Annotated in this window: 22 protein-coding genes and 4 riboswitches; of the genes, 13 read left to right on the forward strand and 9 right to left on the reverse strand. The window is 56.6% G+C overall.

The features are described 5' to 3' along the window. Positions 1 to 92: 92 nt before the first annotated feature. Complete coding sequence (locus tag ELR57_RS19665; RefSeq protein WP_126960784.1) at positions 93 to 1,250, forward strand: MFS transporter; 1,158 nt, start codon at positions 93 to 95, stop codon at positions 1,248 to 1,250. Positions 1,251 to 2,136: 886 nt separating this feature from the next. Here ELR57_RS19665 and ELR57_RS19670 read toward each other — a convergent pair. Then, positions 2,137 to 3,375 (reverse strand): IS110 family RNA-guided transposase, encoded by a 1,239-nt coding sequence (locus tag ELR57_RS19670; RefSeq protein WP_126960785.1) that lies wholly within the window; start codon positions 3,373 to 3,375, stop codon positions 2,137 to 2,139. 718 nt (positions 3,376 to 4,093) lie between these two features. On the opposite strand from ELR57_RS19670, the gene ltrA reads away from it, so the two are divergent. Further along, positions 4,094 to 5,422 (forward strand): group II intron reverse transcriptase/maturase, encoded by a 1,329-nt coding sequence (gene ltrA, locus ELR57_RS19675; RefSeq protein WP_126960786.1) that lies wholly within the window; start codon positions 4,094 to 4,096, stop codon positions 5,420 to 5,422. A gap of 83 nt (positions 5,423 to 5,505) precedes the next feature. Here ltrA and ELR57_RS27905 read toward each other — a convergent pair whose 3' ends face one another. The 3 genes from ELR57_RS27905 to ELR57_RS19680 form a co-directional block, all read right to left on the reverse strand. Further along, entirely contained in the window at positions 5,506 to 5,664 is a 159-nt protein-coding gene (locus ELR57_RS27905) for a hypothetical protein (RefSeq protein WP_158630085.1), read from the reverse strand. Between the two features lie 256 nt (positions 5,665 to 5,920). Beyond that, positions 5,921 to 6,076 (reverse strand): hypothetical protein, encoded by a 156-nt coding sequence (locus ELR57_RS27910; RefSeq protein ID WP_158630086.1) that lies wholly within the window; start codon positions 6,074 to 6,076, stop codon positions 5,921 to 5,923. A gap of 312 nt (positions 6,077 to 6,388) precedes the next feature. Further along, positions 6,389 to 8,002 carry a bifunctional metallophosphatase/5'-nucleotidase gene (locus ELR57_RS19680; protein ID WP_126960787.1) on the reverse strand — a complete coding sequence of 538 codons (1,614 nt, stop codon included), beginning with the start codon at positions 8,000 to 8,002 and terminating at the stop codon, positions 6,389 to 6,391. 153 nt (positions 8,003 to 8,155) lie between these two features. On the opposite strand from ELR57_RS19680, the gene msrA reads away from it, so the two are divergent. After that, complete coding sequence (msrA, locus tag ELR57_RS19685; RefSeq protein WP_126960788.1) at positions 8,156 to 9,106, forward strand: peptide-methionine (S)-S-oxide reductase MsrA; 951 nt, start codon at positions 8,156 to 8,158, stop codon at positions 9,104 to 9,106. 232 nt (positions 9,107 to 9,338) lie between these two features. After that, positions 9,339 to 9,785, forward strand: coding sequence for a hypothetical protein (locus ELR57_RS19690; RefSeq protein ID WP_126960789.1), 447 nt, complete (start codon positions 9,339 to 9,341; stop codon positions 9,783 to 9,785). On the opposite strand, the gene ELR57_RS19695 is transcribed toward ELR57_RS19690, so the two are convergent. Together ELR57_RS19695 and ELR57_RS19700 are read right to left on the reverse strand one after the other, a co-directional pair. Continuing rightward, positions 9,782 to 10,321, reverse strand: a complete 540-nt coding sequence (locus tag ELR57_RS19695) for a hypothetical protein (RefSeq protein ID WP_126960790.1) — start codon at positions 10,319 to 10,321, stop codon at positions 9,782 to 9,784. The genes ELR57_RS19690 and ELR57_RS19695 overlap by 4 nt on opposite strands. Before the next feature lie 104 nt (positions 10,322 to 10,425). Continuing rightward, positions 10,426 to 11,940: a copper amine oxidase N-terminal domain-containing protein gene (locus ELR57_RS19700; RefSeq protein WP_126960791.1), complete on the reverse strand. Its 1,515-nt coding sequence runs from the start codon at positions 11,938 to 11,940 to the stop codon at positions 10,426 to 10,428. A gap of 249 nt (positions 11,941 to 12,189) precedes the next feature. On the opposite strand from ELR57_RS19700, the gene ELR57_RS19705 reads away from it, so the two are divergent. The 6 genes from ELR57_RS19705 (at position 12,190) to ELR57_RS19730 (ending at position 18,180) form a co-directional block, all read left to right on the forward strand. Next, positions 12,190 to 12,471, forward strand: a complete 282-nt coding sequence (locus ELR57_RS19705) for a winged helix-turn-helix transcriptional regulator (protein ID WP_238162620.1) — start codon at positions 12,190 to 12,192, stop codon at positions 12,469 to 12,471. 75 nt (positions 12,472 to 12,546) lie between these two features. Next, positions 12,547 to 14,739: an alpha-galactosidase gene (locus ELR57_RS19710; protein WP_126960793.1), complete on the forward strand. Its 2,193-nt coding sequence runs from the start codon at positions 12,547 to 12,549 to the stop codon at positions 14,737 to 14,739. 13 nt (positions 14,740 to 14,752) lie between these two features. Further along, positions 14,753 to 14,986 carry a hypothetical protein gene (locus ELR57_RS19715; protein ID WP_126960794.1) on the forward strand — a complete coding sequence of 78 codons (234 nt, stop codon included), beginning with the start codon at positions 14,753 to 14,755 and terminating at the stop codon, positions 14,984 to 14,986. A gap of 728 nt (positions 14,987 to 15,714) precedes the next feature. After that, on the forward strand, positions 15,715 to 16,482 hold the full coding sequence (locus ELR57_RS19720) for an SDR family oxidoreductase (RefSeq protein WP_126960795.1): 768 nt from the start codon (positions 15,715 to 15,717) through the stop codon (positions 16,480 to 16,482). 184 nt (positions 16,483 to 16,666) lie between these two features. After that, positions 16,667 to 17,233, forward strand: coding sequence for a TetR/AcrR family transcriptional regulator (locus ELR57_RS19725; RefSeq protein ID WP_126960796.1), 567 nt, complete (start codon positions 16,667 to 16,669; stop codon positions 17,231 to 17,233). 17 nt (positions 17,234 to 17,250) lie between these two features. Next, complete coding sequence (locus ELR57_RS19730) at positions 17,251 to 18,180, forward strand: aldose epimerase family protein (RefSeq protein WP_126960797.1); 930 nt, start codon at positions 17,251 to 17,253, stop codon at positions 18,178 to 18,180. 491 nt (positions 18,181 to 18,671) lie between these two features. On the opposite strand, the gene gcvPB is transcribed toward ELR57_RS19730, so the two are convergent. From gcvPB to gcvT, 3 genes are read right to left on the reverse strand one after another with little or no spacing between them, the layout of a single operon-like run. After that, on the reverse strand, positions 18,672 to 20,201 hold the full coding sequence (gene gcvPB, locus ELR57_RS19735) for an aminomethyl-transferring glycine dehydrogenase subunit GcvPB (protein WP_238162613.1): 1,530 nt from the start codon (positions 20,199 to 20,201) through the stop codon (positions 18,672 to 18,674). Next, positions 20,198 to 21,556 (reverse strand): aminomethyl-transferring glycine dehydrogenase subunit GcvPA, encoded by a 1,359-nt coding sequence (gene gcvPA, locus ELR57_RS19740; RefSeq protein WP_126960798.1) that lies wholly within the window; start codon positions 21,554 to 21,556, stop codon positions 20,198 to 20,200. Before gcvPA ends, gcvPB begins: the two co-directional genes overlap by 4 nt. Before the next feature lie 9 nt (positions 21,557 to 21,565). Further along, positions 21,566 to 22,675 (reverse strand): glycine cleavage system aminomethyltransferase GcvT, encoded by a 1,110-nt coding sequence (gene gcvT / locus ELR57_RS19745; RefSeq protein WP_126960799.1) that lies wholly within the window; start codon positions 22,673 to 22,675, stop codon positions 21,566 to 21,568. A gap of 116 nt (positions 22,676 to 22,791) precedes the next feature. After that, positions 22,792 to 22,907, reverse strand: a riboswitch (glycine riboswitch). After that, positions 22,908 to 23,013, reverse strand: a riboswitch (glycine riboswitch). Between the two features lie 155 nt (positions 23,014 to 23,168). Then, positions 23,169 to 23,282: riboswitch (glycine riboswitch) on the forward strand. Between the two features lie 4 nt (positions 23,283 to 23,286). After that, positions 23,287 to 23,367: riboswitch (glycine riboswitch) on the forward strand. Between the two features lie 82 nt (positions 23,368 to 23,449). On the opposite strand from gcvT, the gene gcvH reads away from it, so the two are divergent. From gcvH to sdaAA, 3 genes are all read left to right on the forward strand, one after another. After that, on the forward strand, positions 23,450 to 23,845 hold the full coding sequence (gcvH, locus tag ELR57_RS19750; RefSeq protein ID WP_126960800.1) for a glycine cleavage system protein GcvH: 396 nt from the start codon (positions 23,450 to 23,452) through the stop codon (positions 23,843 to 23,845). A gap of 168 nt (positions 23,846 to 24,013) precedes the next feature. Beyond that, complete coding sequence (gene sdaAB, locus ELR57_RS19755; RefSeq protein WP_126960801.1) at positions 24,014 to 24,679, forward strand: L-serine ammonia-lyase, iron-sulfur-dependent subunit beta; 666 nt, start codon at positions 24,014 to 24,016, stop codon at positions 24,677 to 24,679. Between the two features lie 147 nt (positions 24,680 to 24,826). Next, positions 24,827 to 25,729, forward strand: a complete 903-nt coding sequence (gene sdaAA / locus ELR57_RS19760; RefSeq protein WP_126960802.1) for an L-serine ammonia-lyase, iron-sulfur-dependent, subunit alpha — start codon at positions 24,827 to 24,829, stop codon at positions 25,727 to 25,729. The last annotated feature ends 54 nt before the right edge of the window (positions 25,730 to 25,783 follow it).

A 25,783-nucleotide genomic window follows, 5' to 3' on the forward strand; every position in this document is an offset into this window, starting at 1 on the left:
GATCCGCCCGCAAGCGAATTTTAAGGGCATGATTGTCCTGGGCGTCTTGATCTAGCAGCGAATGAAAGCGCTTACAGTAAGGAGGAATTACGATGGATCGCCTTTGGTCGAAGAGGTTTGTTCTACTGACGACAGGCATGCTGTTCCTCTATACGGGTTTCTATTCCTTGATCCCCGTCATGCCTTTATATATTCGGCACCAAGGCGGCAACGAGTGGGATGTAGGATTAATTATCGGAATGTTTACCCTGTCCGCCGTTCTGTTCCGTCCCTTCGTCGGAGGTCTCATCGATCGATTAGGAAGGCGTCCTTTTATTATCGGGGGGATCGTTTTCTTTGTCTTGTTTATGCTCATGTACAACTGGATAGCCGGAATCGCCGGACTTATCGTATTGCGATTCCTGCACGGAGCCAGTTGGGCCTTCTCGAATTCCGCGCTGGGAACGGCCATTACGGATGAGATCCCTTCCTCGCGCCGGGGAGAAGGGATGGGGTGGTACGGGATATCGATGACTTTGGCGATGGCGGTAGGCCCGCTGATCGGTTCCTTATTCGTTAAGAATCAATCCTTCTCTCTCATGTTCCATGTTGCGGCGCTTATTTCCTTCGGCTCCTTGCTGCTCGTAGCCTTCTCCCCGACTCCGTACCAGCCTCGGAAGGGCAAGGCGATCTTGCCGGATGAGAAGCCGAAGTGGTCCGTCATGTTCACCATATTTCTCATGTCGATCTCGTTCGGAGGCATCACGACCTTCCTCCCGTTATTCGCCGAATCGCTCGACATCAGTTCGAGCGCGTTCTTCCTCGTTTATGCGATTACGCTGACGCTGATAAGGCCGATTGCCGGGAAAATAACGGATCGAAAAGGGGAGCCGTTCGTCATCGTTCCCGCACTCCTGTTCATCGTGTTGGCTTTGATTAATTTGAGCGTTGTTCACGGCTTGGCGGGAATCTTGTGTTCCGCTGTCCTGTATGCCGTCGGCTTCGGCTCCGCCCAGCCCGCTTTGCAGGCGGCAGCGCTGAGGGTCACGCATCCGGATCGCAAAGGAGCGGCCAATGCTCTGTTTTTCACCTCATTCGATCTCGGCATCGGATTAGGATCGATTGCCCTCGGTTGGATTTCTCAGAGTATGGGATATCGAACGTTATTTCTCTCGAGCGCCTTATCCGTCGGAATCTCCGCCCTCGTATTCACGATATTCGTTCGTCGGTTACTGCGGACGGAAGAGATCGTTCGAAGTCTATCGACTTGATTCGTGGGGGGCCTTCGTATTGGGCTAAATAGGGGCAACCCCATCATCGTCGAAGCTGACGGTTGGGGTTGCTTCTTGTGCGCTTGGCAGCGCAATCGACTAACGGGTGAAAGTCCCGAGTATACCGCGAGGTGGCGGAAGTACATAGCAGACGCCTAGTGCCTAGTCCAAGAGGAGAGGTGCGGAGGAGGCGAAGGCAAAACCCGGAACAGGCGGCATCAACCATGTTGGCTGACGGAGGCGGATAACCCTGCAAGAGAAGGGCAGTCCAATACCACCAAGAGGCTCCGGAAGTGAAGAGGACTGGATTCGGGGGAAAGTCGGCTGGCGTGACCCAAGGAGATCTTATCGTCTCCGCCGCAAGGCGGTAACCAATGTGCAAAGCTGTGAGAGCTAAGACAGGAAGTATGGATGGTAAGAAGTCAGACGTAGGGATAGTAGTGAACAAGCTTGCCAGAAAGGCCGCAAAGGCAAGTGAATTGACGCCAAGTCGTCAATGTAAGCACCGACCCAAAAGGCGGAGACTTGTGCGAAGCCCGAAACCGTGAAAGAGGAGAGATTGAGGGAAGCCATGTGCCAGACAGGAGCCGGGGAGCTAGGATGTGCGTAGATCCGGGGAATGGACATAAGGAGAAGCCGTCTGGGGCGAGTACCGACAGGGGAGCGGAGATTGCCTAAAAAAAAATGGCTACAAGCCGCTAAGCTGGAAGGGAAGCCCAGCGGTGCAATGTCAAGTGAGTAAATGAGCGGAATTGGAAAAAAGGTAGCGTAAAGCGCCATCTGAGCAGAAAAATGAGAACACCAAGCTAGACCCACCGTATTGCCGGAATTTTCAGACGACGTCTAAGCGTGGGCGAACTGTAAAAAAAGGTAGAATCCGGTAGGCTTACGGATTCCTCCTCTCAGGTGGTGTGTACAGGGTGTTGGTCTTCAGTAGCATGAAAACCAACCGTACCAATTTTCGTGCAGAAAGGACGAGTGCGCGTTTATGCTTGTGCTTCGGAACTTCGTCGTACTTTTTCTGATAGAAGGCCGCATACTCGGCATCATGTTTACGAACGGAATCCGCCGCTTGAACCAAGTAATAACGCAGATACTTGTTTCCGGTTCGCATACGCGACGTTTCGTCGGCTTCGAATTCGCCGGATTGGTGCTGGCTCCAGACTAGACCGGCGTACTTGGCTAAATCGTTGTGATCATGAAAACGGTCAATTCCGCCAATTTCAGCGAGAATGCCGGCGGCGAAGACAGGGCCGATCCCCTTAACGGATACGAGCGTCTGGGGGATGCCTTTCATGATCTTGGCGATCTCCTTATCCAGCTTCTTGACCTCGGATTCGAGGTGTTGGATGACGCTGAGTGTCGTCGCCATCGAGATGTTGACCGGGTCGGCCATGGCCTTGTCAAGCCGGTAGGAGGAGCGAGCAATCTTCTTGAGATAAGCGGCGATCTCCTCGGGTTTTTCAAAGCGGTTTTTGCCCTTATCCTGCAAGAAGGAGATGAGTTCCTCGATCGACATGTTCATGATCTGCTCCGGCTCCAGCTCTTGAATGACCGCGAGCGATGTGTTGCCGAACGTATCGGAGAACGGGTTGTCCTGCCGCATGCCGCTGAACTTCAAAAAGACCTGATTCAGAAAAAAGGTCTGGTCTCGTTTGATGTTGTTCATCAGGAAAAAACGTGTACGGGTGAGGCGCTGCAAGGCTTCATATTGGATGATGTCTTTCATCTCATGGGGCAGTCGTCCAAATCGCAGATGGTCTGCAATCACCCAGGCGTCCACGCGGTCATTCTTGGGAAGGGCTTCATACCCCTTCTTGAAACGAGCCACTTTCCTTGCATTTAAGACGTAAATCTGAGACTGAACGCGAGGCTCATAGCCTTGCAATTCAGCCTTCAGGTAGTGAGCCAGATGCCAGCCGAGATTAGAGGTGGCCTCCATCCCGATGCGAAGCTCCTGCAATTGCTCCTTCGTGGCCGTATCCAACATCTTTTGAATGAGGGTGTCAGCCCCCGTTTGATCATTAGGCACGGCGAAGGAAGCGAGCGAAGTACCGGTCCCATCCATGAATTGTACATGGTGAGACTTTAAGCTTACGTCTATTCCAATCAGCATTGGTGACATAGAATCACCTCCCGTTGTAAAGAGAATCTAGCAAAACTCAGACCTGGGTGCCCGTGGAAACCACCGACTTCAGCCTCGTCATTAGCACTCATCCGCAAACGTCCGACAATAATGGGTGCTACGCTCCGGACGAAAGCAGCGGCGCATCCAGCGGTTAGAACATGAATGGTGGATCACGGGTAGCAGGCTTTCACAGCAGTGCCTTACGGCCCGCAAGGAGGATAAGAAATCACCTGAGAGGTGCTAGTTGATCCCATTGTTCCACAAGCAGGTCTGAGAAGTCCATAGTGAACCGAGAGCGACGGGGACAAGGCCCGTCCGGTGACTAAGGTATGGAGTTGTCAAAGAGCGCATGACAAAGAAATGCAGACGACAAAAGCCTACAGCTAATCGAGGTAGAGTCCGGCTCCCTCATTCGAGGTGAAACGGGTGGCGCAGGTAAAGCGGGCCAAGCAGAATGAGGGAGCCGGAGCGCTTATCCAGAAGGAAGGTGACTCCAACCAAGGTCCGGTCCTTGATGGGAATGCGGTGGCGTATAGAAGCTTGAAAAAACGTGCCCCGACTTCCGTTCCTCGCCCTTCGGGCTGTGGTACGGGTTCGGCTACGCCCTTAACCCCTGAACCATCTGGAAATTCACTTTGCTTCTTTTCAGCCGTCCGGATCGACTGGAAAAAGAACAAAATGATCTTACAAATACGATTATACGAGGAGAACAGGCATGGGGGAACACAAGCAAGACAATCGCTCACGTGAAGGAGTAAAGCCTGAAGCAAGACGAAAATGGTACAGCCTAATCGACAAGATCTGGGCGAGGCCAAACCTGGAGGAAGCCTTCCGAGAGGTCAAGCGCAACCGTGGGGCGGCAGGGATCGATCGAGTGACCATCAAGGCATTCGAAACGGAGTTGGAACACCATCTAGAAGTGCTTCAACAGACGCTAAAAAGCAAGACATACCGGGCGAAGCCGGTAAGGCGCGTCTATATCCCGAAAGCAGACGGGACGCAAAGACCACTGGGCATTCCTACCGTAGGAGACCGAGTGGTGCAGGCGGCGGCGAGGCGAATCCTAGAGCCTATCTTTGAGGAACAGTTTGAGGACTGCAGCTTTGGCTTTCGTCCGGGAAGAAGCGCGCATATGGCGCTAACGAAGATCAGGCAGGATTTGAATGACGGTTACCGCTATGTCATTGACGCCGATTTGAAAACGTATTTCGACACCATCCCGCATGAGAAGCTTATCGAGAAGGTACGGGAGACAGTTGTGGACGGAAGCGTGCTACGGCTGCTGGAAAGCTTCTTGAAAGCAGGCGTTATGGAGGGAGGCAGCTATCACCTAAGCGAGCAAGGGACGCCGCAAGGCGGAGTCATCAGTCCGTTGCTCGCCAACATCTACCTCCATCCACTGGACAAAGCCATGACGGAACGAGACCACCGACTGACGAGGTATGCAGATGACTTTGTCATCTGCTGCCGAAGCCAGAAGGGAGCCGAGCGGGTACTCAAATCCGTCGTACGGTTACTGGAGAAAGAAATGGGCCTTACGGTACACCCGGAGAAGACGAAAATCGTGAACAGCAAGAGGGAGTCATTTGTTTTTCTGGGACATGAGTTCAAGCGGGGAAAACGAATGACCCCTTCGAAGAAAGCGGAAACGAAATTCAAAGAACGGGTCAAAGAAATCACGAGAAGGAACCAAACGGTAAACGTGGAGCGACTGGTGAAGAAGGTGCTAAACCCCTATCTGCGAGGATGGGGAAGGTACTATGGAACTGGGGATGTGAAGAAGCGATTTAAAGAATGGGATAGCTGGATACAGAGAAGGCTGCGAGCTGTACAACTCAGAAGCTGGAAGAAGGTAAGGAAGCTTCACCGAGAGATGAGAAAACGCGGCTGGGACAACAAAGAACTGCCCGGAATACGAATGACCGCATGGAGGAGTTCCCACTCCACTTATGCGCATTACGCCATGCCCAATGAATACTTTCGAGAAATCGGTCTGAATCGTCTGCTTGAGATTTACAATGAACTTCATCCCCAACGGGGATAAACACGGAAGAGCCGGATGCGTCGACCCGCACGTCCGGATCTGTGAGAGGCCCATGCAAATGCGCATGGGCCTACTCGATTCTCTTATTGAACATGAAGCTCGGCCCTCACCGCCCTGCTTCTGCTTGAAGTAGCCGAGAACTGAACCAATACCATCAGCACGACCAGGACCATCATGCCCGAGAGAGCGGTAGCGAAGCTGCCGGGGGCGAGCTTCAATCCGTCTCTGTTCCGATTCGTCAAGGCCAGTACAACCCGGCGCATTTTTTCGATGTGAGATTTAATGCAACGCTCCTGTACTGGTCACGAGAACCTCGGCAGCCTCAGGGCTCAAGCTCGGTACGGACGGCCGCTGCTAGCTGCGATAATGTGGGGAGCGGCAATAGCGCAACGAGTGAGAAGAACCAGAACGATGCCGGCTAACCGTCTGATAGCTCAACTCTTCAAAGCCTCTTCAAGCTCGCCTCGCAAGGAGATGGCTTAAGCCGGCGGCATCTAATTATCCTTTCACCGCTTCGACCCCGTTCGCGGTAACCTTCCAGTTGTCGTTCACGCTCGCTTGGATCGTGCCTTTCGCCATAAATTTGACCGGCTGGGTCAGGTCGCATCCCACAAGAATACGTGGATTTAATTCTGGATACTTATCGAGCTTCACCTTGATCTCCCCCCCCCCCCCACGGATGCGTAGATTAAAATGCATGTAAATCAGAGAAAGGCTTTCCCAAGATCAGCTGCAGCTTGCAGCGTGTTCGGGGAAAGCCTTCTTAGCGCGGTCGGGGTCTATTCAGTGATTGTTGCCGGAGCCGTTGCTCTTCTTGTCCGAGGTGCGCGTCTTCGTGTTCTTGTTCGCGTGTCCCTGCTGTTTCGCCAAGTTCGGTCGCCTCCTTCTTAGCCGGATGAATCTATTGTGTCAGCCGGATGGGAAGATATGCAGGAACATGGGAATTGACCAGAGGAAGCGGCTATTCTATTCCGTGACGATCTCGACTCCGTTCGCTGTGATCTTCCAGTTGCGATTCACGGAAGCTTGGATCGTGCCCTTCTCCATGATGTGATTGGCCAGCAGCTCCGAGACGTCCACCGTGATGTCGCGAACGACCGGCTTGTCCTTGAACATCGGGTATTCTCCGCCGCCGACGGCCCGGTAATTGTTCATCGCCACGTCGTACTCGCCGGCCGGGTCGATCGGCTTCCCGTTCTTCTCCAGCTTCACGACCCGGTCGCCGCGAGGCCGGGCGATGTCGAGCTCGTACTCGATGCCCTCCCACATGTCGTAGTTGTAATGCTGGGGCTTCGGGTTGGAGAACGCGGCGCTGACCTGGGCGACTCCATCCGCATATTCAAAGTACGTCGCGGCGCGCTCGAGCGCGTCCTTGATGTCCTGCCCGGATACCCGGAGCACCTTGAGCGTGTTCGGGTAAATGTAGTTGGCGACGATCTCCCGCATCGTGATCCGGCTGCCGAAGCCCGGCGACCAATTGTCGAACAGGGAGGTGCAGGAGATGTCCGCTTCCGCCGCTTCCATCTGGACGCGGTTCAGGAACTCGATATAAGGGTGCTCCCGAAGGCGAGCTATCATCGGGTCGGTAATCGTCATGTCGCCTTCGACGAAGCCGATCGGCTGGTCAAGCCAGCGCTGCGTGCCTTCCTCGATCCCGGAGACGATCTTCACGATCGCCGGATCGGGAACGAACTCGCCTTGATGCAGCATTCTCGAATCCTTCGCTGCTACTCTCCAGGCCCCATTTTCCCACTCCAGGGTCGCTTGAGCCATTCCGAGATCCATGCCCATGCCTCCGGCCTGGATGACTCTTACGCCGTTAATGTCCGCTCCGTCGATCTCGCGATGCTGGTGGCCCGTCAGCAGAAGGTCGATGCCCGGCACCTCCATGCAGATCCGGTACCCTTGATTCTCTCCGGTCTCGTTCTCGGTGAGCTCGCCCGTCTCCAGGCTTCTCTCGAACCCGCCGTGGTAGGAGACGATCATCAGATCGACGCGCTCCTCCTCGCGAAGACGCTTGACCCAGAGCTTGGCCGTCTCGCAGGCGTCCCTGAAGGCGAGACCCTTCACGTTGCGCGGATGCTCCCAGTTCGGGATGTAGTGGGTGGTCAAGCCAAGCACGCCGACCCGCACGCCTCCCGGGTATTCCTTGACCAAGTAAGGCCGGCCGAAGTAAGGCTCTCCCGTGTTCTCATCCACGATGTTCGCCGCCATCCAAGGGAAGCTCGACTCCCGGACCGCCTTGTTCAGAAGGTCCATGCCGTAATTGAACTCGTGATTGCCCAAGACGGCGGCGTCGTAGCCGAGCTCGTTCAGGATCTGGATCATCGGGTGGGGAGCTTCGTTGGCGAACCGGGAATAGTAGTAGGTAAAAGGAGTGCCTTGAATCAGATCCCCATTGTCGAGGAGAAGAGTATGTTCATGCCGTGCTCGTTGTGCGCGAATCAGCGGAGCGAGCCGCGCGAAGCCGGTCGGGCTCGGCTCGTTGTTGGCATAATGGTGCGGCAGCACGTTGCCGTGCACGTCGGTCGTGTAGAGAACGGTCAGTGTAAAGGGGGACTTCTCTCCGTTAGAATTCATCTCTCTGCTCCTTATCCGCCGAATTGGCATCCATCTCTATTTTCGATCATACAATACGTCCCGCACCGAAGACCAGAAGAATGATAATTGAAGCAAACTCTGCTAAACTGTGTATAGGAACAAAGTAGTTAAGACCGAGGAGGTTGATTATACATGAGTGAACAGGCGATTTTCGCGGGTGGATGCTTCTGGTGCATGGTGACTCCGTTCGAGGAGATGCCCGGCATCCTAAAGGTGGAATCCGGCTATACGGGGGGCCACGTCCCGAATCCGACCTATGAGCAGGTGTGCTCGGAGACGACCGGCCATGCGGAAGCGGTACGGATCACGTACGATCCGGAGCTGATGCCGTACGAGAAGCTGCTGGGCATCTTCTGGCAGCAGATCGATCCGACGGATGCGGGCGGACAGTTCTTCGATCGCGGGGAATCCTATCGCACCGGCATCTTCTACACGACCGAGGAACAGCGCGCGAAGGCCGAGCAGTCGAAGCGGGAGCTGGAAGCAAGCGGCCGTTTCGACCGCCCGATCGCAACGGAGATTACGGCGGCGACCAAGTTCTATCCGGCGGAGGACTACCACCAGGATTACCATAAGAAAAATCCGCTGCGCTACAAGATGTACCGCAAGGGCTCGGGCCGGGATGCGTTCATCTCCAGCCATTGGAATACGGAGAAGGACAAAGCCAAGCTGAAGGAGAGATTGACCCCCCTTCAATACGAGGTCACTCAGAACAGCGCGACGGAGCAGCCGTTCCGCAACGAGTTCTGGGACCATCACGAGGAAGGCATCTACGTGGACATCGTCTCCGGCGAGCCGCTGTTCAGCTCCCTCGACAAGTATGATTCCGGCTGCGGCTGGCCAAGCTTCACGAGGCCGATCCAGACCGGCATCATCAAGGAGAAGGAAGACTACAGCCACTTCATGGTCCGTACCGAGGTTCGCAGCCGGGAAGCGGATTCCCACCTGGGGCATGTATTCCCGGACGGTCCGGGTCCCGAAGGCTTGCGCTACTGCATCAATTCGGCGGCGCTCCGCTTCGTTCCGGTCAGCAAGCTGGAGGAAGAAGGCTACGGGCGATTCAAGGCTTTGTTCGACAAGTAAAGGATTAAAATTCAACAAGACTGTCTGACGGGCTTCCGCCGATCGATCGGCTCGAGGAACCGGGGCGGTCTTTTTTTATCTCGAAATGAGATTGATATGTTCTCGATTCGACATCATTTAGACATAAATGTAATCACTTTTCGAACAATCGCTTTTGGATGTTGTAATTTTCAGACTACTGTCGTAACGTAGATCTCACTATTCATCGCACAAGACAGAGGGGATCGACTTCATGAAAAACACCAGGTACAAGTACAAAGTGTTTCGCGCGTTCGAGTTTATGATCGTGGCGTTGGTCCTGCTGACGATCCTGGTCACGTCGAAGGAGATCGTCTGGACGATCTTCGAGGATATGGAGTCCGGCGAGCTGCTGGCCAACTACAAGATCATCCTGTCGGAGATTCTGCTGCTGGCCGTGGGAGTCGAGCTGGCTATTCTCATCATTAAGAAGGATATTTATTTTGTCATCGATATTCTGATCCTGGCCATCGCGCGGAAAATGATCACCTACGAGAAAAGCGCGGACATCTTCGTCAGCATCGGCTGCATCGTCATTCTTCTGGCGGCGAGAATCATGAAGATGAGGCTGCTTCCGCCGAGCCCCAAGGAAGCCGCGAAGCAGAAGCAGCAAGAAGCGGAGACACACGGCGAGGCCGTGCTGAATAAGGAAGGAGCTTAAGCGATAATCGCTTTTGCTAGCACGCTGGTTGAGACGATCTCATTGATCGCATTCGTCTCTTGATACGTTCGTTTCCCGCTCGTCACGGTAAGATACGCTTTCATCTCGTCGCGATAGACGGCAGATCGATCTTCTTTTGCTTTGGAGATTTTCAGGGCGTACGCATGGCCCGCTTTGGTTTGGAATTCCCACATCGCTCCCGTCGTGTTCTCGATGACTACCCAGGCTGACGTCCGCTCGAACCGATACTGATGATTCCGGAGAGAAAATTCGCCGATAGCGTACGTATCCGGTTCCCGCTTAATGAGCACAATCGACTCCTCAGAGCGAAGGGCCAGTTCGAGAAGGTTGGCCTTCTCGGATTCTTCTTCCTTATAGTAGGCAACGGCTGCCTCTTTGGTATCTGCCCAGAATTGTTTCGCCTCCAAGCCGGACTCCTTCGGTTGCTGGCAACCGGAGATCCCAATGAGAACAATCATCAGAATGAAAATGCGGTTTCGTGCTGGACGCCAGCCTGACAGAGCCATCTTTTTCATGAGGTCCTCCTCTTGCCCATTCCATTAATATGGTAATTATAACAAAAATAGATAAAGAAGAACCATACCCGGCGGATCACCGGCATGGTTCTTCTTTTGGCAAGTTATTTATTCTCGATCTCGAAGCACATGACCAGGTTGCCTGCGACCGCAACGAAGGTCGTCGGGGTTAGCGGGAGAATCTGGGTTGACGTGTCATGGTCGATGGTCAGCTTAAATCGCATCTGTCCTTCCGGATCCAGGGCATGAATGGTACCGCCGTTGGTGGAGATAAAGGAGTTGCCTTGGCCGTCGACAACGAGCGTGTAAGCTGAAAGGCTGTATCCGCGCTGCTTCTCCTCCGCCGCTTGCTTATAGGTCCATAACGTCTGGCCGGTCGTCGGATCGAGTCTTGCGACCGAATTCTCCTTGTCGGAGCTTGCATAGGTTCCTGCGCTTCCGTCGTTGTAATAAGGGGAGGCGAGAAGTTTAAGCTTGTCGTCCACGAGGCGGTAGGAGCTTCCTTCCATGAGCAAGGTGTCATCGGACATGATGGAGGGAGAGGAGTATCCTTCGCCGGACAGAATCACTCTGCCTTGAGGATCCAGTACCGCGTAGCTTCCGAAGGTTTGAATGAATACATGATTGGCCGAGTCGACTTGTACCTCCGGGTAATAGATGAACGAGAGGAGGGGATCGTCGCTCGGCATCTCAAACGGATAATTCCACAGCTGCTCTCCCTTAGCGTTGAACGCGGATACCCCTTTTTCCGTTAGGGTGATCAAGTTCCCTTGCTTATCGATGACGCCATTCAGGATGCGATAGCTGTCCACGGCTTCGCCTCCATAGAGACGAAGGGGATAAGAGAAACTCATATCGAAGAGGGGAATCTGGCTCCAGCTGTAGCTTTTGCCGTCCCGTTCCGCTGCTATGTTGTACTTTCCGGTGGCCGAATCGAGCTTAACGTCGAATGACGTTTCTTCCGCGTCTTCGTATGTCTCCCTCGAGAGAACTTTCCCTTCTTTATCGGTCGTGATGAATTCGTCGAAGGACTTGAAGATCAACTTCCCGTCCGGGCCGACGAACCCTTGGTAATGCTGGTAAGGGCTCTCGTCCTGGAACCACCACTTCAGCTTGACGTTGCCCGCGTGCTTCAGTTGGATGGTCATAGAGACGGGGAGCTTCTCCGTAACGGTCAGCTCCATCTCGGCCGTGCGGATATTGATCGTCTTGGCGGAAGCGTCGACTTCTACTTCGGCGCCAAGCGCTTCGCTCACGAATCGCAGGGGCACATAGACGTTGCTGCCCACCGTCATCGGAGCTTGCTGTAGAGTAATGGCGGACTTGTCAAGGTAAGCCTTCGTAGAGCCGACGGTCAATGCGACGGAACGGTTGCCTCTCTGCCCGGACACGCGTTTTGTTTGGCTGTCATAGGACACCTTGGCGCCGAGCGCTTCGAAGATCGCGCGCATGGGAACGAAGGTAGCTCCGTTCTTGAACTGCGGGGCCAGCGGGGAATTCAGCTTCTTATCGTCGACGGTCAGCGTGTACGAAGCCGTTGCCGCTCCGGCGGTTAGGGGGATGGCAGCCCAAAACAGTCCGAAAGCAAGCACAACCCAAAGCACGGATTTAAACTTCATCTATCTTTTCCTCCTTGAATGCGTTCTCGCTATAAGCATGGAAAAATTATATACCGCATGGTTATTTATGTCATTAAAGAAAATATCGTTGAGACCTTTAGCAGTTACAGATGGCAAGCTCTACGAGCGGTCAATAACCTCCATTATCCTGTATAAAGACTTCGTGCTGTGCTACAATGCATGTATGGTGAGGTGACTGCATTGGAACAAGTGCAAATTCCGACTATCTGCCCGAGGTTTGAGAAAGCGATGCAAATCCTCAGCAAACGCTGGGCTGGGCTGATCATCTTTCAACTTCTGCCGGGACCGCAGCGATTCTGCACGATAGAGACGTCGCTTCCGAACATCAGCGGACGGCTTCTGTCGGAACGGCTGAAGGATCTGGAGCAGGAGGGCATCGTCCGACGCGACGTCTACCCGGAAACTCCGGTTCGGATCGAATATTCGCTTACCGATAAGGGGAGAGCGTTGGAGAGCATCTTCACGGAGATTGCAGCCTGGTCCCAGGAATGGCTGCCTGAGCAGAGTTAGGGATTCATCCTGCTTCCCTCGCGGAAGCGGGATTTTTTAAGTTGCGTTGAAAAAATTCGGCAAGAGGTGCATACAGTGTCCATTCAATATGATCAGAGCACGCGAACGTACCACCTTCAGTCCCGCAATGTCAGCTATGTGATGCAAGTCGTCAAAGACGGCTACCTGGCTCACCTGTACTGGGGACGGAAAATCCGAGGGACGGCGATTCCCGACATGATGCCGAAGTCGTACCGTCCTTCCTTCAACCCGAACCCGTTCCCGGAGGACGAGACGTTCTCTCTCGATACGCTGCCACAGGAGTACCCGGGCTACGGCACGAGCGACTTCCGTTCCCCGGCCTATCAGGTTCGTCTCGCGAACGGAACGTCGGTTACCGAGTTCAAGGTCGTCAGCCATCGCATCGTTGCGGGCAAGCCCGCACTCGAAGGGCTTCCTTCGGTTTATGCCGAGTCGGAGCAGGAGGCGGAGACGCTGGAGGTCGTTCTGGAGGATGAGGCGGCCAAGCTGCGCTTAATCGCCGGCTATACCGTATTCCGGGACAGCGACGCTATCGCGCGGAACGTCCGCATCGAGAACTTCGGAGAGGCTACGGTGCGCGTTCAGCGCCTGCTTAGCGCAAGCGTGGACCTGCCGCATGCCAATTACGAGGCCGTTCACCTGTGGGGAACCTGGGCGCGCGAGCGTCATGTGGCGCGCCGCGCCCTGATGCCCGGCGTGCAGGCGATCGAGAGCCGACGCGGTTCCAGCAGCCATATGCACAACCCGTTCTATGCGCTCGTAACGCCAAGCACGACCGAAGACAGCGGCGAGGTGTACGCGATGAACCTCGTGTACAGCGGGAACTTCCTGGCTCAAGCGGAAGTGGATCAATTCAGCTCGACCCGCCTGTCGATCGGACTCAATCCGTTCGATTTCGAGTGGCAGCTCGGCGGCGGGGAATCGTTCCAATCGCCGGAAGCGATCCTCGTGTTCTCCGGCGAGGGCTTAGGCGCCATGTCGCGCACCTTCCACAAGCTCTATCGCACGCGCCTCTGCCGCGGAACGTTCCGCGATAAGGAACGTCCGATCCTCATCAATAACTGGGAAGCGACTTACTTCGACTTCGATTCGGAGAAGCTCATGAAGATCGTCCGCGCGGCGAAGGAGCTGGGCCTGGAGCTGTTCGTGCTCGACGACGGCTGGTTCGGCAAGCGCAACGACGACAAGCGCTCGCTCGGCGACTGGTTCGTCAACACGGACAAGCTGCCGGAAGGACTCGACGGCTTGGCGGCCCGCGTGAACGCGGAAGGCTTGTCGTTCGGCCTCTGGGTCGAGCCGGAGATGATCTCCCCGGACAGCGACCTGTACCGCGCCCATCCGGATTGGTGCCTGCACGTGCCGGACCATCGCCGGACTCTCGCGCGGACGCAGCTTATCCTCGATTTCTCGCGCCAGGACGTGCGCGATTATATCGTCGAGCGTTTGACGGATATTTTCTCCAGCGCGCCTCTGACGTACGTGAAGTGGGACATGAACCGCAACATGACGGAGATCGGCTCGGCGCAGCTTCCTCCGGAGCGCCAACGCGAGACGGCTCACCGCTACATGCTCGGCCTGTATGAGGTGATGGAGAAGATCACCTCCCGATTCCCGAACATCCTGTTCGAGAGCTGCTCCGGCGGCGGCGGCCGCTTCGACGCGGGCATGCTCCACTACATGCCGCAGACATGGACGAGCGACGACACGGATGCGATCGAGCGCCTGAAGATCCAATACGGCACGAGTCTCGTGTATCCGATCAGCTCGATGGGCAGCCACGTATCGGAAGTGCCGAACCACCAGGTTCATCGCGTCACTTCGCTGACGACCCGCGGGCATGTCGCGATGTCGGGCAACTTCGGCTACGAGCTCGATCTGTCCAAGATGAGCGCCGAAGAGAAGGCGGAAGTCGCTCGCCAGGTGCAAGAGTACAAGGAGCTTCGCGGCCTCGTTCAGCAAGGCGACTTCTATCGCCTGCTCAGCCCGTTCGAGGGCAACGAGACGGCTTGGCAGTTCGTCTCCGAGGATCGTTCCGAAGCGTATGCGATCTTCGTCCGTACCTTGGCGGTGCCGAACGAGCCGCTTGCGCGCCTGCGCCTTAAGGGCTTGGACCCTGAGAAAAACTACGAGCTGAAGGGAACGGGACGCGTCTACGGCGGCGATGAGCTGATGTACGTGGGCTTGCCGGTTCCGAAGATCGAAGGCGACTTCGGCAGCCTGGCGTTCTACTTCTCGGAAGCGAAATAAGGTCCTCGTATAAATGGAAGAACGGCTGATTGGCTCAGCCGTTCTTTCTTTTTTGGTACAATTAGAGATATTGGAAAAAGACAGCGAAATGCTATTTATCGTAATTGTCATCATTATCGGATATGCCGGCCTGATCGGCAACCAGTACTCTTCCCTTAAGAGAATGGACGGCCTTCAGAAGTCCTTGGACGAGATCAACCAAAGCCTGCGGGAAATAAAGGAAACGAATCGGCGCACGGAAAACTGATGGATTCTCGGGCAGACAGGCATTGTGCATTTGGCCATCTCCTCGGAGGAGATTGGGTGCCATTATTGAACAAAGTTCAATAACTCGGTCTCGGAGAAGAATGATCGGGTGCCGTTATTGAACAAAGTTCAATAACTCAACCTCGGAGGAGAATGATTGGGTGCCGTTATTGAACAAAGTTCAATAACTCTGCCTCGGAGGAGAATGATCGGGTGCCGTTATTGAACAAAGTTCAATAACTCAACCTCGGAGGAGAATGATTGGGTGCCGTTATTGAACAAAGTTCAATAACTCTGCCTCGAAGGAGAATGATCGGGTGCCGTTATTGAACTAGAGAATAAGGAACGCTAAATAGGCTGAGGATGAGAGATAGTCGAAAAAATCGACTAACGGAGCCCGAACTGGGGTTCCTGAAGCTGAGATAGTCGAAAAAATCGACTAACGGAGCTCGGCCGGGGGTTTGTGAAGCTGAGATAGTCGATAAAATCGACTAACGGAGCCCGACCGGGGGTTCCTAGAGCCGAGATAGTCGATAAAATCGACTAACGGAGCCCGAGCGGGGGCATGCTGGTTGAGGTTGCAAATAGAGATCGACAGCCAGCGGCTTGCGATACGGATCTGACCTGGAACCATTCGAGAAAGCGATTCCATTTGACAAGCCGACGTCCAAATCCTATAATTTAATCGTACAATTGTCTAATAAATTAATGATTTTGGAGGGATACTCGATGCGTTTGGAAGGCAAAGTAGCGATCGTAACCGGAGCGGCTTCGGGCATGGGCAAGGCAATCGCGGAGCTGTATGCGAAGGAAGGCGCGAAGGTCGTGGCATCCGACTTGAACCTGGAAGGCGTGCAAGCCGTCGTTGAAGGCATCAAGGCAAACGGCGGCACGGCTGTCGCGATCAAGACGAACGTCGGCAACCTGGACGACGTCAACGCAATGATCGACACGGCTGTGAGCGAGTTCGGAACCCTCGATATTCTCGTTAACAACGCGGGCATCATGGACAACATGGCGCCTGTAGGCGACGTCGACGACGCTCGTTGGGACTTGATCTTCGACGTCAATACGAAGGGCGTTATGCGCGCGATCCGCAAGGCTATTCCGATCTTCCTCGAGAAGGGCAAGGGGACCATCGTCAACACCGCTTCTACCGGCGGCTTCAGCGGCGCTCACGCCGGCGCGGCTTATGTCGCTTCCAAGCATGCCGTCGTCGGCCTGACGAAGAACACCGCGTTCATGTACGCTCAGAAGGGCATCCGCTGCAACGCGATCGCTCCGGGCGGCGTGGCGACCAACATTGTGTCGCAAGAAGCAATGGCCAAATTCGACCAATTCGGCGCTTCCCGCACGATGCTTGCATCGGGCGTCATGCCGCGCGTCGGCACACCGGAAGAGATCGCGCAAGTGGCTCTGTTCCTGGGCTCCGACGAGTCGAGCTTCGTGAACGGCGCCATCGTGACGGCGGACGCGGGCTGGACGGCAGCGTTCTAAGCCGCGAACGAATCATAGGCAAACTCGACACCACCAAGAGGCAACAGGCGGCCGCGCTGCTTGTTGCCTCTTGCTATTCATAGGTATACATTTTCCAGATTGCGTTATATAATACTCTTCAATTTCATTTATCGGACAGTTTGGCGGGAAAACGTTCATTAAGTTGGATTGAGGAGAGAAACAGTTGAACGAGAATGATCTGCGAGTCATCAAAACAAAGAAAGCCCTGCATACGGCGCTGCTGGCCTTGTTGAAGAAGCAGTCTCTCGAGTCGATCTCCGTGTCGGCCCTATGCAGCCAAGCCTCCGTCACGAGAGGAACGTTCTACTTGCATTACAAGGATGTCGCGGGGCTGTTCGACGAGCATCTGAGCTCGCTGCTCCAGGACCTGGAAGAGTCGTACATGGAGCCCTATCGGCACGGTTTGCGCAACCTTCCTCTTCAGTTGGACCCGTCGACGATCCGCATTTTCCACCATGTGAAGAAGTACCAGCCGTTCTACGAGATCGTGTTCGACAAGAAGTCCCCGTTGTCCTACTACTATTCGCTGTTTGAGAAAATAAAGAGGTTAATGCTCGACAACACGGAGGAGTACTCCGATCTCTTGCGGGACCATGCCATGCTCACTTCCTATCAGGCGAACGCGATCATGGGCTTGCTTATCCAGTGGTATGAGGAAGGCTTCGAACGCAGTCCGGAAGCGATGAACGACGAGCTTAGCTTCCTTGTGAAGAATCGGTTGACCGAGTAGGAAAAGAGGGCGTGCGGATGAGCGAATCATTTGTTCGGACTAAAGTGACCGCGAGCGAATACAGGGGCTGGCCCTCCATCGTGCTGGAAACGGAGCTCATGCGGGTCGAGCTTATTCCCGGCCTTGGAGCGAAGCTTGTTTCCCTGCGTTACAAGGCGACAGGCAAGGAATGGCTTGTCGATGCAGGAAGCCGCGCGCTTAGGCAGCCGGCTTACGGATCGTCTTTCGGGCAGGCGGACATGAGCGGCTGGGACGAATGTTTTCCTACGATTGATCCTTGCACGGTCGGCGCGGACAATATCTTCCTTCCCGATCATGGGGAGTTATGGGCGCTGCCTTGGACGGCGGAAGCGAATGAAGAGTCGGTGACCTGCTCCGTTCAGGGCGTCGCCCTGCCTTATTTATTCTCCCGAAACCTGCGCTTCTCATCCGCGGATACGCTGCGAATGAATTATCGCGTCGCCAATCTTGGCGACCGGCCTTTCCCCTACCTATGGGTTCCTCACCCGCAGTTCGCCGTAACGGAGCCGACCCGGATCGAGCTGCCTCCATCCGAGCGGGAAGCGGAAGCGGTGTGCGTGTTCGGAGGACTTCATCATGTAACCGGCGAGCGTTATCGATGGGATGAGCTGACGCTCGTAGGCGAGCGGCAGAATGGCGACGGACGCAAGTATTACGCCCCTGGCCGGTGGGAAGAGGGCTGGTGCGGACTGTCCGCTCCCATAAGCGGGAACTGGCTTCGCCTGCAGGTAGATCCTCGGGAGGTCCCCTACTTCGGGGTCTGGATCGACGAAGGAATGGGCAACGACCGCAATGCGATCGCTTTGGAGCCTTCGATCGGCTATTACGATTCGCTGGAACGGGCGGCGGAGAACGGGAGCGCGCCGTCGGTCGCGCCCGGATCATCGCATGAATGGAGTCTGGAGCTTCGGCTTGGGGTAAAGTAACTAACTCCTTCAGCACCGTAGCCAAGCGGAAACGCCGAGTTAGTCTCACAGGAGACTAACTCCGCAACGTAGCCGAGCAGAATCGTTGGGTTGGTCTCATCGGAGACTAACTCTGCACCAAAGATGAGCAAAAACGCCAAGTTAGTCTCACAGGAGACTAACTCCGCCCCGTAGCCGAGCGGAAGCGCCGAAATCTGCATCTGTAAGAGTGAATATACTCGATTTTTCGAATTCATTTTGCGAGGTAATCCAAAAACAGGAGAATGGATATGATTTTTCATATCCATTCTCCTGTTTTATGGGGGTTCGAGCGATTTATATCTGAAATATCGAATACAATCGTCGAAATCGCCGGGCATTCGATGAATAAGCTTGATATTTCATATCCATTCACAGGTGCGGCTAGTTCCATCGGAAGGTGCTTGCTTATATCGCACAAGAAAAAGGGGCGTCCCAATCGGTCAATAAGATCTGGGACGCCCCAAGGCGTTTTAGCTGCAAGCGCAGTTAAGAACCGGCTTGCGGGCGGCGGTCGTCTCGTCGAGGCGGCGCACGACGGTGTCGTACGGAGCGTTCAAGACGATCTCCGGATTCGTGCGGGCTTCTTCGGCGATCTGGATCATCGTATCGATGAAGCCGTCGAGCGTCTCCTTGCTCTCCGTCTCGGTCGGCTCGATCATGATGCACTCCTCCACGTTAAGCGGGAAGTAGATGGTCGGCGGGTGATACCCGAAGTCGAGCAATCGCTTGGCGACGTCGAGCGTGCGAACGCCGTATTGCTTCAGCCCGCGGCCGGACATGACGAACTCGTGCTTGCACACGCCCGGATACGGGATCTCGTAGTGCGGAGCGAGGCGAGCCATCATGTAGTTGGCGTTCAGGACCGCGCATTCCGAGACGTGGCGGAGTCCTTCCGGACCATAGGTACGGATGTAGGTGTACGCGCGAACGAGAATGCCGAAGTTGCCGTAGTACGCCTTCACGCGGCCGATCGATTGCGGGCGGTCGTAGTCGAAGTAGTACGTGCCGTCTTCGCGGCGGGCGACGATCGGCTTCGGCAGGAACGGGATCAGCTTGGCTTTGACGCCGACCGGGCCCGCGCCTGGGCCGCCGCCGCCGTGAGGCGTGCTCATCGTCTTGTGCAGGTTAAGGTGAACGACGTCGAAGCCCATGTCGCCCGGGCGGGTAATGCCCATGATGGCGTTGGAGTTCGCTCCGTCATAGTAGAGCAGGCCGCCTGCTTCGTGCACGATCTCGGCGATCTCGACGATCTGCTCCTCGAACAGGCCGAGCGTGCTCGGGTTCGTGAGCATGAGCGCCGCGGTGTCGCTGCCGACGGCTGCGCGAAGCGCGTCCAGGTCGACCAAGCCGCGGTCGTTGGACTTGATCGTGATCGTCTCGAAGCCGGCGACGGTCGCGCTCGCCGGGTTCGTTCCGTGCGAGGAGTCCGGCACGATCACCTTCGTCCGTGTCTCGCCGCGGCTCTCGTGGTACGCGCGGATCATCATCAGGCCGGTCCATTCGCCATGGGCGCCTGCTGCCGGCTGCAAAGTCACTTGATCCATGCCGGTCAGAGCGGCGAGGTCGTTCTGCAGGGTGTAGAGCAGCTCGAGCGCGCCTTGGATGCTCTCTTCCGGCTGGTACGGATGGATCTTCGCGAAGCCGGCGAAGCGAGCGGTGTCTTCGTTGATCTTCGGGTTGTACTTCATCGTACAGGAACCGAGCGGGTAGAAGCCGTTGTCGACGCCGAAGTTGCGGCGGGACAGCTCCGTGTAGTGGCGGATCACGTCGACCTCATACACTTCCGGCAGTTGGGCAGGCGTCTCGCGCAGCATGGAAGCCGGAATCAGCTTGGATGCCGGTACCTCCGGAACATCGAGAGGAGGCAGCGAGTAGGCGACGCGGCCCGGCTTGCTCAGTTCGAAAATCAGGGATTTCTCCGGCTTGACGGAGATATTCTTAAATCCGCCCAAAGTCGTGGTTTCTTCGGTAACCGTCGTGCTCTCGTTCATCGTGGTCATGCTACCACTTCCCCCAATCTGCTAACGAAGCTGTCGATTTCGCTGCGCGTACGTTTCTCGGTCACGGCGATCAGCATATGGCCGGCAAGCTCCGGATAAGCGACGCCCAGGTCGTAGCCGCCAAGGTAGCCGGCTTCGAGCAGCTTCAGGTTCGTCTCCTTGACGGAGACGCCTTCCGGCAGCTTCACGACGAACTCGTTGAAGAACGGAGCTCCGAATGGAAGCTCGAAGCCTTGCTTCTTCAGCTCGCCGGCTGCATAGTGCGCCTTCTGCAGGTTCAGGCTCGAGGCGTCGATCAAGCCTTGCTTGCCCATCGTCGAGAGATAGATCGAAGCGCAGAGAGCGAGCAGCGCTTGGTTGGAGCAGATGTTCGACGTCGCTTTCTCGCGGCGGATATGCTGCTCGCGGGCTTGCAGCGTCAGCACGAAGCCGCGCTTGCCGTCGATGTCGGTGGTCTGGCCGACGATCCGGCCCGGCATGCGGCGCATGAGCGGCTCGGCGACGGCGAAGAAGCCGCAGGTCGGTCCGCCGAGCGATTGCGAGATGCCGAGCGGCTGCGCATCGCCGACGCAGATGTCGGCGCCGAGCTTGCCCGGCGTCTCCAGCAGGCCGAGCGCCATCGGGTTGGCGCTGACGACGAACAGGCCCTTCACGCCGTGGATGATCGGCTCGATGGCGGCGAGGTCCTCGACCGCGCCGAAGAAGTTCGGCGATTGCACGAGCACGGCGGCCGTGTCGGTTGAGACGGCGGCGCGCAGAGCGTCCAGGTCCGTCGAGCCGTTCGCGCAGCCGACTTCCACGATCTCCAGGTTGAGTCCGTGAGCCATCGTCAGGAGCGCTTCGCGCGCTTCCGGATGAACGGCGCGGGAGACGACCAGCTGCTTGCGCCGCGTCGCTCCCGCCGCGAGGGCGCCTGCTTCGGAGAGCGCCGTCACGCCGTCGTACATGCTCGCGTTGGCGACCTTCATGCCGGTGAGCTCGCAGATGTAGGACTGGAACTCGAAGATCGCCTGCAGCTCGCCCTGGCTGATCTCCGGCTGATACGGAGTGTAGGCGGTATAGAACTCGGAACGGGAGATCATATGGTTGATGACGACCGGAAGGTGATGATCGTAGATGCCGGCGCCGAGGAAGCTCTTGTAGCGGTCGGTGTCGGCGTTGCGTCCGGCCAGCTCCTTCATGTGCTCCAGCAAGGAGAATTCGTCGAGCGCCGAGGACATCGGCATCGTGCCCTTATAACGAATGGCTTCCGGAATGTCGCGGAACAGGTCCTCCGTGGAGGAGACGCCGATCGTGGCCAGCATGTCGGCCTGGTCTTGCTCGGTCATCGGAATGTAGCGATGGAGATTAGGCATGTCGGTGGATCACTCCTTAGGAAGTCTTCTGTAGAATGGGGACTTGATAACCTCGGCTTTGAGCCGTTTGCCGCGAATCTCGACTTCCACTTCGGTGCCGAGAGCGGAGTAATCCGATTGGAGGAGGGCGAGCCCCAGATTGCGCTTCAGCGTCGGGGATTGGGTTCCCGTCGTCACTTCGCCGATCTGGACGGCGCCGGCATAGACCGGATAATGGGAACGCGGGATGCCGCGGTCGATCATCTCGATGCCGACCAGCTTGCGCGTCAAGCCTTCTTCCTTCTGCTTGACCAACGCTTCCTTGCCGATGAAGTCTTCCTTGCCCAGCTTGACGAAGAATCCGACTCCGGCTTCCAGAGGGGAGATCGTGCTCGACAGTTCTTGGCCGTAGAGCGGGAGACGGGCTTCGAAGCGAAGCGTGTCGCGCGCGCCGAGTCCGGCGGGAATCAGGCCGAACGGTTCGCCGGCAGCGAGCAGCGCGTTCCAGACGGCGCCGGCTTGCTCGGACGCGACATAGATCTCGAAGCCGTCCTCGCCGGTATACCCCGTCCGGGAGATGATCGAAGGAACGCCCGCCAGGACGGTATCCTTCTTGAAGTGGAACGAAGGCAGCTCCAGCACGTCGGATTCCGCTCCCGCCGCCTTCAGGATGGCAGCCGCTTCCGGGCCTTGCAGCGCGAGCAAGGCATAGCTGTCGGAGACATTTTCCAACGACACGTCACCGCTCAAATGCTGTTGCATCCAGTCGAAGTCCTTATCTATGTTGGACGCGTTCACGACGACCATATAATGGTCCGCCGAGATCCGATAGACGAGCAGATCGTCCACGACTCCGCCGTCCGGGTAGCACATCAGCGTGTATTGCGCTTGGCCGTCCGCGAGCTTGGCAACGTCGTTGGTCGTGACTTGCTGCAGGAAGTTCTCCGCGAATTTGCCTGTCACCAGAAACTCTCCCATGTGGGAGACGTCGAACAGTCCGGCCTGGCGGCGCACCGCATCATGTTCTTTCTGAATGCCGGAGAATTGGACGGGAAGCTCCCAGCCGCCGAAGTCGATGCAGCGGACGCCGGGTAGCTCGGCATAGAGAGGGTAGAGAGGGGTTCTCTTGAGTTCGGTCATTCTTGCGACTGCCTCCTCGGGATATCGATCGGGTTATTATGCAGCAATGTGCGCACGCAAAAAAGGACAGTTGCCAAAAGCAAACGCCTCCTTCGGCCGAAGCCGATGCTGCGTTCTCTTCCAGCTCTGTCCTTTGTACCTGAGAGTTACCTTATTCCCGCTTGGCAATAAGTTTCCCCGTGGGTGATTCCGCCCGATGATCGAATGCAAGACGGAATGCTCTCCAGAGTCGCGTCCGACAAAGGTCCTTTTGCCTGAGAGATTCGCCTCTTCCCGAGGGTTACTCCTTCGGCGCCGCCTCCAACACCATCATGGGCGGTCTCTCCCGTTGCCATCATCCGCACGTATTCATTTATCATAGTCTATTCTTACACGAGACCGGGAGGGAGTGTCAATGACAAAATGCGCGATTTTTTATTTTTTGTCAGGTATCTTGACACTGCCCGTGTTTCTGAATTAATCTAAGCACGTTGCATCAATCGAATAAAGCGGATGACGATAGTAGGGAGAGACCGCTGGGGCGTTAGGCTCCGGAGGCACCGAAGGAGCAAGTCCGAGGCCGGCCGGCCGACGATTAATCTCTCAGGTAAAAGTACCGCTATCCGACGCGACTCTGGAGAGAGCGAACAGCCACCAAAGGGGTAACAACGGTCTGAACGATCGTTTTAAACTCTCAGGTACCCGGGACAGAGAACACGGCGAATGCCGGTTCACTGTCCCTTTTTGCATATAATGATGGTTAGAATGGATTAGATTTGGGAGGATGCTGACAAGATGAGCGAAGTAAAAGCGGGATTGGGTTATACGGAAGAGCACGAGTGGGCGGGGGCGCAAGGATCTTCCGTCGTTCGCATCGGCATCACGGATTTCGCGCAGCACCAGCTTGGAGACATCGTATTCGTCGAGCTGCCGGAAGTGGGCGCGGCGCTTGAAGCGAACGAGACGATGGGCACGATCGAATCGGTCAAGACCGTATCCGACCTGTTCAGCCCGGTCAGCGGCACGGTCGTTAAAGTGAACGAGCTGCTGGTGGACTCCCCGGAGAAGGTAAACGAGGATCCGTACGGCGAAGGCTGGATCGTCGAAGTGGAAGTCCAAGGCGACGCAGCTGAAGCGCTGGCCGGCCTGCTCAGCTCCGACAAGTACGCGGAATTTATCGCATCGAAGTAAGGCGGCACGGCGGAAAAGGAGGCGGGATCGGGAGGCTCGGATTGGATCGGGGGCGGATCATCGAACGGAAGCGTTCATGGGCGTTCATGGTCCCGGCGAGAATCCGCTCCGCGCCTCTTCTCTTTCGCCGCGATAAGCTTGGGCCATCGGAATTAGGGGGAATCGGGAATGCGGTTTAAACACGTCTTCTCTATTATCGGACCGGTGATGGTCGGCCCGTCCAGCTCCCACACGGCGGGAGCGGTTCGAATCGGACGCGTTGCCCGGCAGTTGCTGGGCTGCCAGCCGGAAGAGGCGGAGATTACGCTCTACGGTTCTTTTGCCGAGACGTATTCCGGACACGGTACCGACCTCGCGTTGGTCGGAGGATTGCTGGACTTCGATACGGATGACGAGAGAATTCCCGAGGCTTTCGAAGAGGCGCGGAAGCGCGGGCTTCGGTTCTCCATCAAGCCGGGTACGGGCGTCATGCCGCATCCGAACTTCGCGGAGATTACGGCGCGAGCGGGAGGACGGGAAGCTTCCGTTCAAGGGGCGTCCATCGGCGGCGGCAATATCGAGATCTATTCGCTGAACGGCTTCGATACGGGCTGCTCGGGGTACTATCCGACGATCGCGATCTCGCATGAGGATCGGGTCGGCGTGCTGGCGTCCATCACGGCAACGGTAAGCGGAGCGGGCCTTAATATAGGGTTTATGAACGTATCTCGAAAAGAGAGAAGCGGAGATGCGATGACGGTGGTCGAGAGCGATCGGCGGCCGGACGACGAGCTGCTGAGCGCGCTGCGCGGGCTGCCTCATATCAAGTCGGTGTCGGTGATTGACGTCACTTGAGCGGGCTTTGGATCGCTAACGGCCGATGGTAATCGGCAATACGGCTAATTCGGCCCCGAAACCCGGCCCGATATCCGGCCTCAAAACCCGGCGTCATATAACTTGTCAGAAAATTGTAATTATTCATCTGGATTAGGAGCTGATTCGATGCGATTCCGCACTCTTAACGACATAGCGGAGATATGCAAGCGGGAATCGCTGACGATCTCCGAGCTCATGATCGCCGAGCAGGCGAAGGAGACCGGCCAGCCGGAGGAGGACATCGTTCGGCAGATGGCCGGCTATTACGGGGTCATGAAGGAAGCGGTTCGCAAAGGGCTGGAGGGCGATACGCGCTCCAGCAGCGGCTTGACCGGCGGCGATGGGCGCAGGGTGAACGAGTATGCGTCGTCGATGGAGCCGTCCGTCGGCGATTGGGCGGGCAAGGCGATGGCGTACGCGCTCTCGGTCTCCGAGGTTAACGCTTCGATGGGGCGCATCGTGGCGACGCCGACGGCGGGGTCCTGCGGCATCCTTCCCGGCGTGTTCGTCAGCTCCCAGGAGCGATTCGGCTGGGAGGACGAGAAGCTGACGGCCGGGCTGTTCGCAGCGGGAGCGATCGGCTACGTCATCGCGAACAATTCCTTTATCTCCGGAGCCGAAGGCGGCTGCCAGGCGGAGGTCGGCTCCGCGATCGGAATGGCCGCCGGCGCGCTCGTCGAGCTGCGCGGAGGAACGCCGGAGCAGGCGGTGCACGCGGTCGGATTGGCGCTCAAGAACACGCTCGGCCTGATCTGCGACCCGGTCGCGGGGCTGGTCGAGGTTCCTTGCATCGTGCGCAACGGGCTGGGCGCGGTGAATGCGCTCGCGGCGGCCGACATGGCGCTGGCCGGCGTGCGCAGCGTCATTCCCTCCGACGAGGTCATCGGCGTGATGCTCGAGATCGGCACGAAGATGCCGATGGAGCATCGCGAGACAGCTCTCGGAGGGCTGGCCCAGACGCCGACGGGGCGCAAGCTGACCGAGCAAGTCAAGGCGGGCAACGGCGCGTCGGCGGGGCGACCAGGATAAGAGCAAAGAACCCGGGAGATCCGTCGTACGCCTTCCGGGTTCGGAGAATTCGCT

Source organism: Cohnella sp. AR92 (genome assembly GCF_003990975.1).
Taxonomy (GTDB): Bacteria; Bacillota; Bacilli; order Paenibacillales; family Paenibacillaceae; genus Cohnella.

Coding starts and splice junctions, on each gene's coding strand:
- msrA (WP_126960788.1), top strand. CDS start 8,156: ATGAGTGAACAGGCGATTTTCGCGGGTGGATGCTTCTGGTGCATGGTG.
- ELR57_RS19730 (WP_126960797.1), top strand. CDS start 17,251: ATGAGCGAATCATTTGTTCGGACTAAAGTGACCGCGAGCGAATACAGG.
- ELR57_RS19705 (WP_238162620.1), top strand. CDS start 12,190: ATGCAAATCCTCAGCAAACGCTGGGCTGGGCTGATCATCTTTCAACTT.
- ELR57_RS19695 (WP_126960790.1), bottom strand. CDS start 10,321: ATGAAAAAGATGGCTCTGTCAGGCTGGCGTCCAGCACGAAACCGCATT.
- ELR57_RS19680 (WP_126960787.1), bottom strand. CDS start 8,002: ATGAATTCTAACGGAGAGAAGTCCCCCTTTACACTGACCGTTCTCTAC.
- gcvH (WP_126960800.1), top strand. CDS start 23,450: ATGAGCGAAGTAAAAGCGGGATTGGGTTATACGGAAGAGCACGAGTGG.
- sdaAA (WP_126960802.1), top strand. CDS start 24,827: ATGCGATTCCGCACTCTTAACGACATAGCGGAGATATGCAAGCGGGAA.
- gcvT (WP_126960799.1), bottom strand. CDS start 22,675: ATGACCGAACTCAAGAGAACCCCTCTCTACCCTCTCTATGCCGAGCTA.
- ELR57_RS19720 (WP_126960795.1), top strand. CDS start 15,715: ATGCGTTTGGAAGGCAAAGTAGCGATCGTAACCGGAGCGGCTTCGGGC.
- ELR57_RS19690 (WP_126960789.1), top strand. CDS start 9,339: ATGAAAAACACCAGGTACAAGTACAAAGTGTTTCGCGCGTTCGAGTTT.
- ELR57_RS19670 (WP_126960785.1), bottom strand. CDS start 3,375: ATGTCACCAATGCTGATTGGAATAGACGTAAGCTTAAAGTCTCACCAT.
- gcvPA (WP_126960798.1), bottom strand. CDS start 21,556: ATGCCTAATCTCCATCGCTACATTCCGATGACCGAGCAAGACCAGGCC.
- ltrA (WP_126960786.1), top strand. CDS start 4,094: ATGGGGGAACACAAGCAAGACAATCGCTCACGTGAAGGAGTAAAGCCT.
- gcvPB (WP_238162613.1), bottom strand. CDS start 20,201: ATGACCACGATGAACGAGAGCACGACGGTTACCGAAGAAACCACGACT.
- sdaAB (WP_126960801.1), top strand. CDS start 24,014: ATGCGGTTTAAACACGTCTTCTCTATTATCGGACCGGTGATGGTCGGC.
- ELR57_RS19715 (WP_126960794.1), top strand. CDS start 14,753: ATGGAAGAACGGCTGATTGGCTCAGCCGTTCTTTCTTTTTTGGTACAA.
- ELR57_RS19665 (WP_126960784.1), top strand. CDS start 93: ATGGATCGCCTTTGGTCGAAGAGGTTTGTTCTACTGACGACAGGCATG.
- ELR57_RS19700 (WP_126960791.1), bottom strand. CDS start 11,940: ATGAAGTTTAAATCCGTGCTTTGGGTTGTGCTTGCTTTCGGACTGTTT.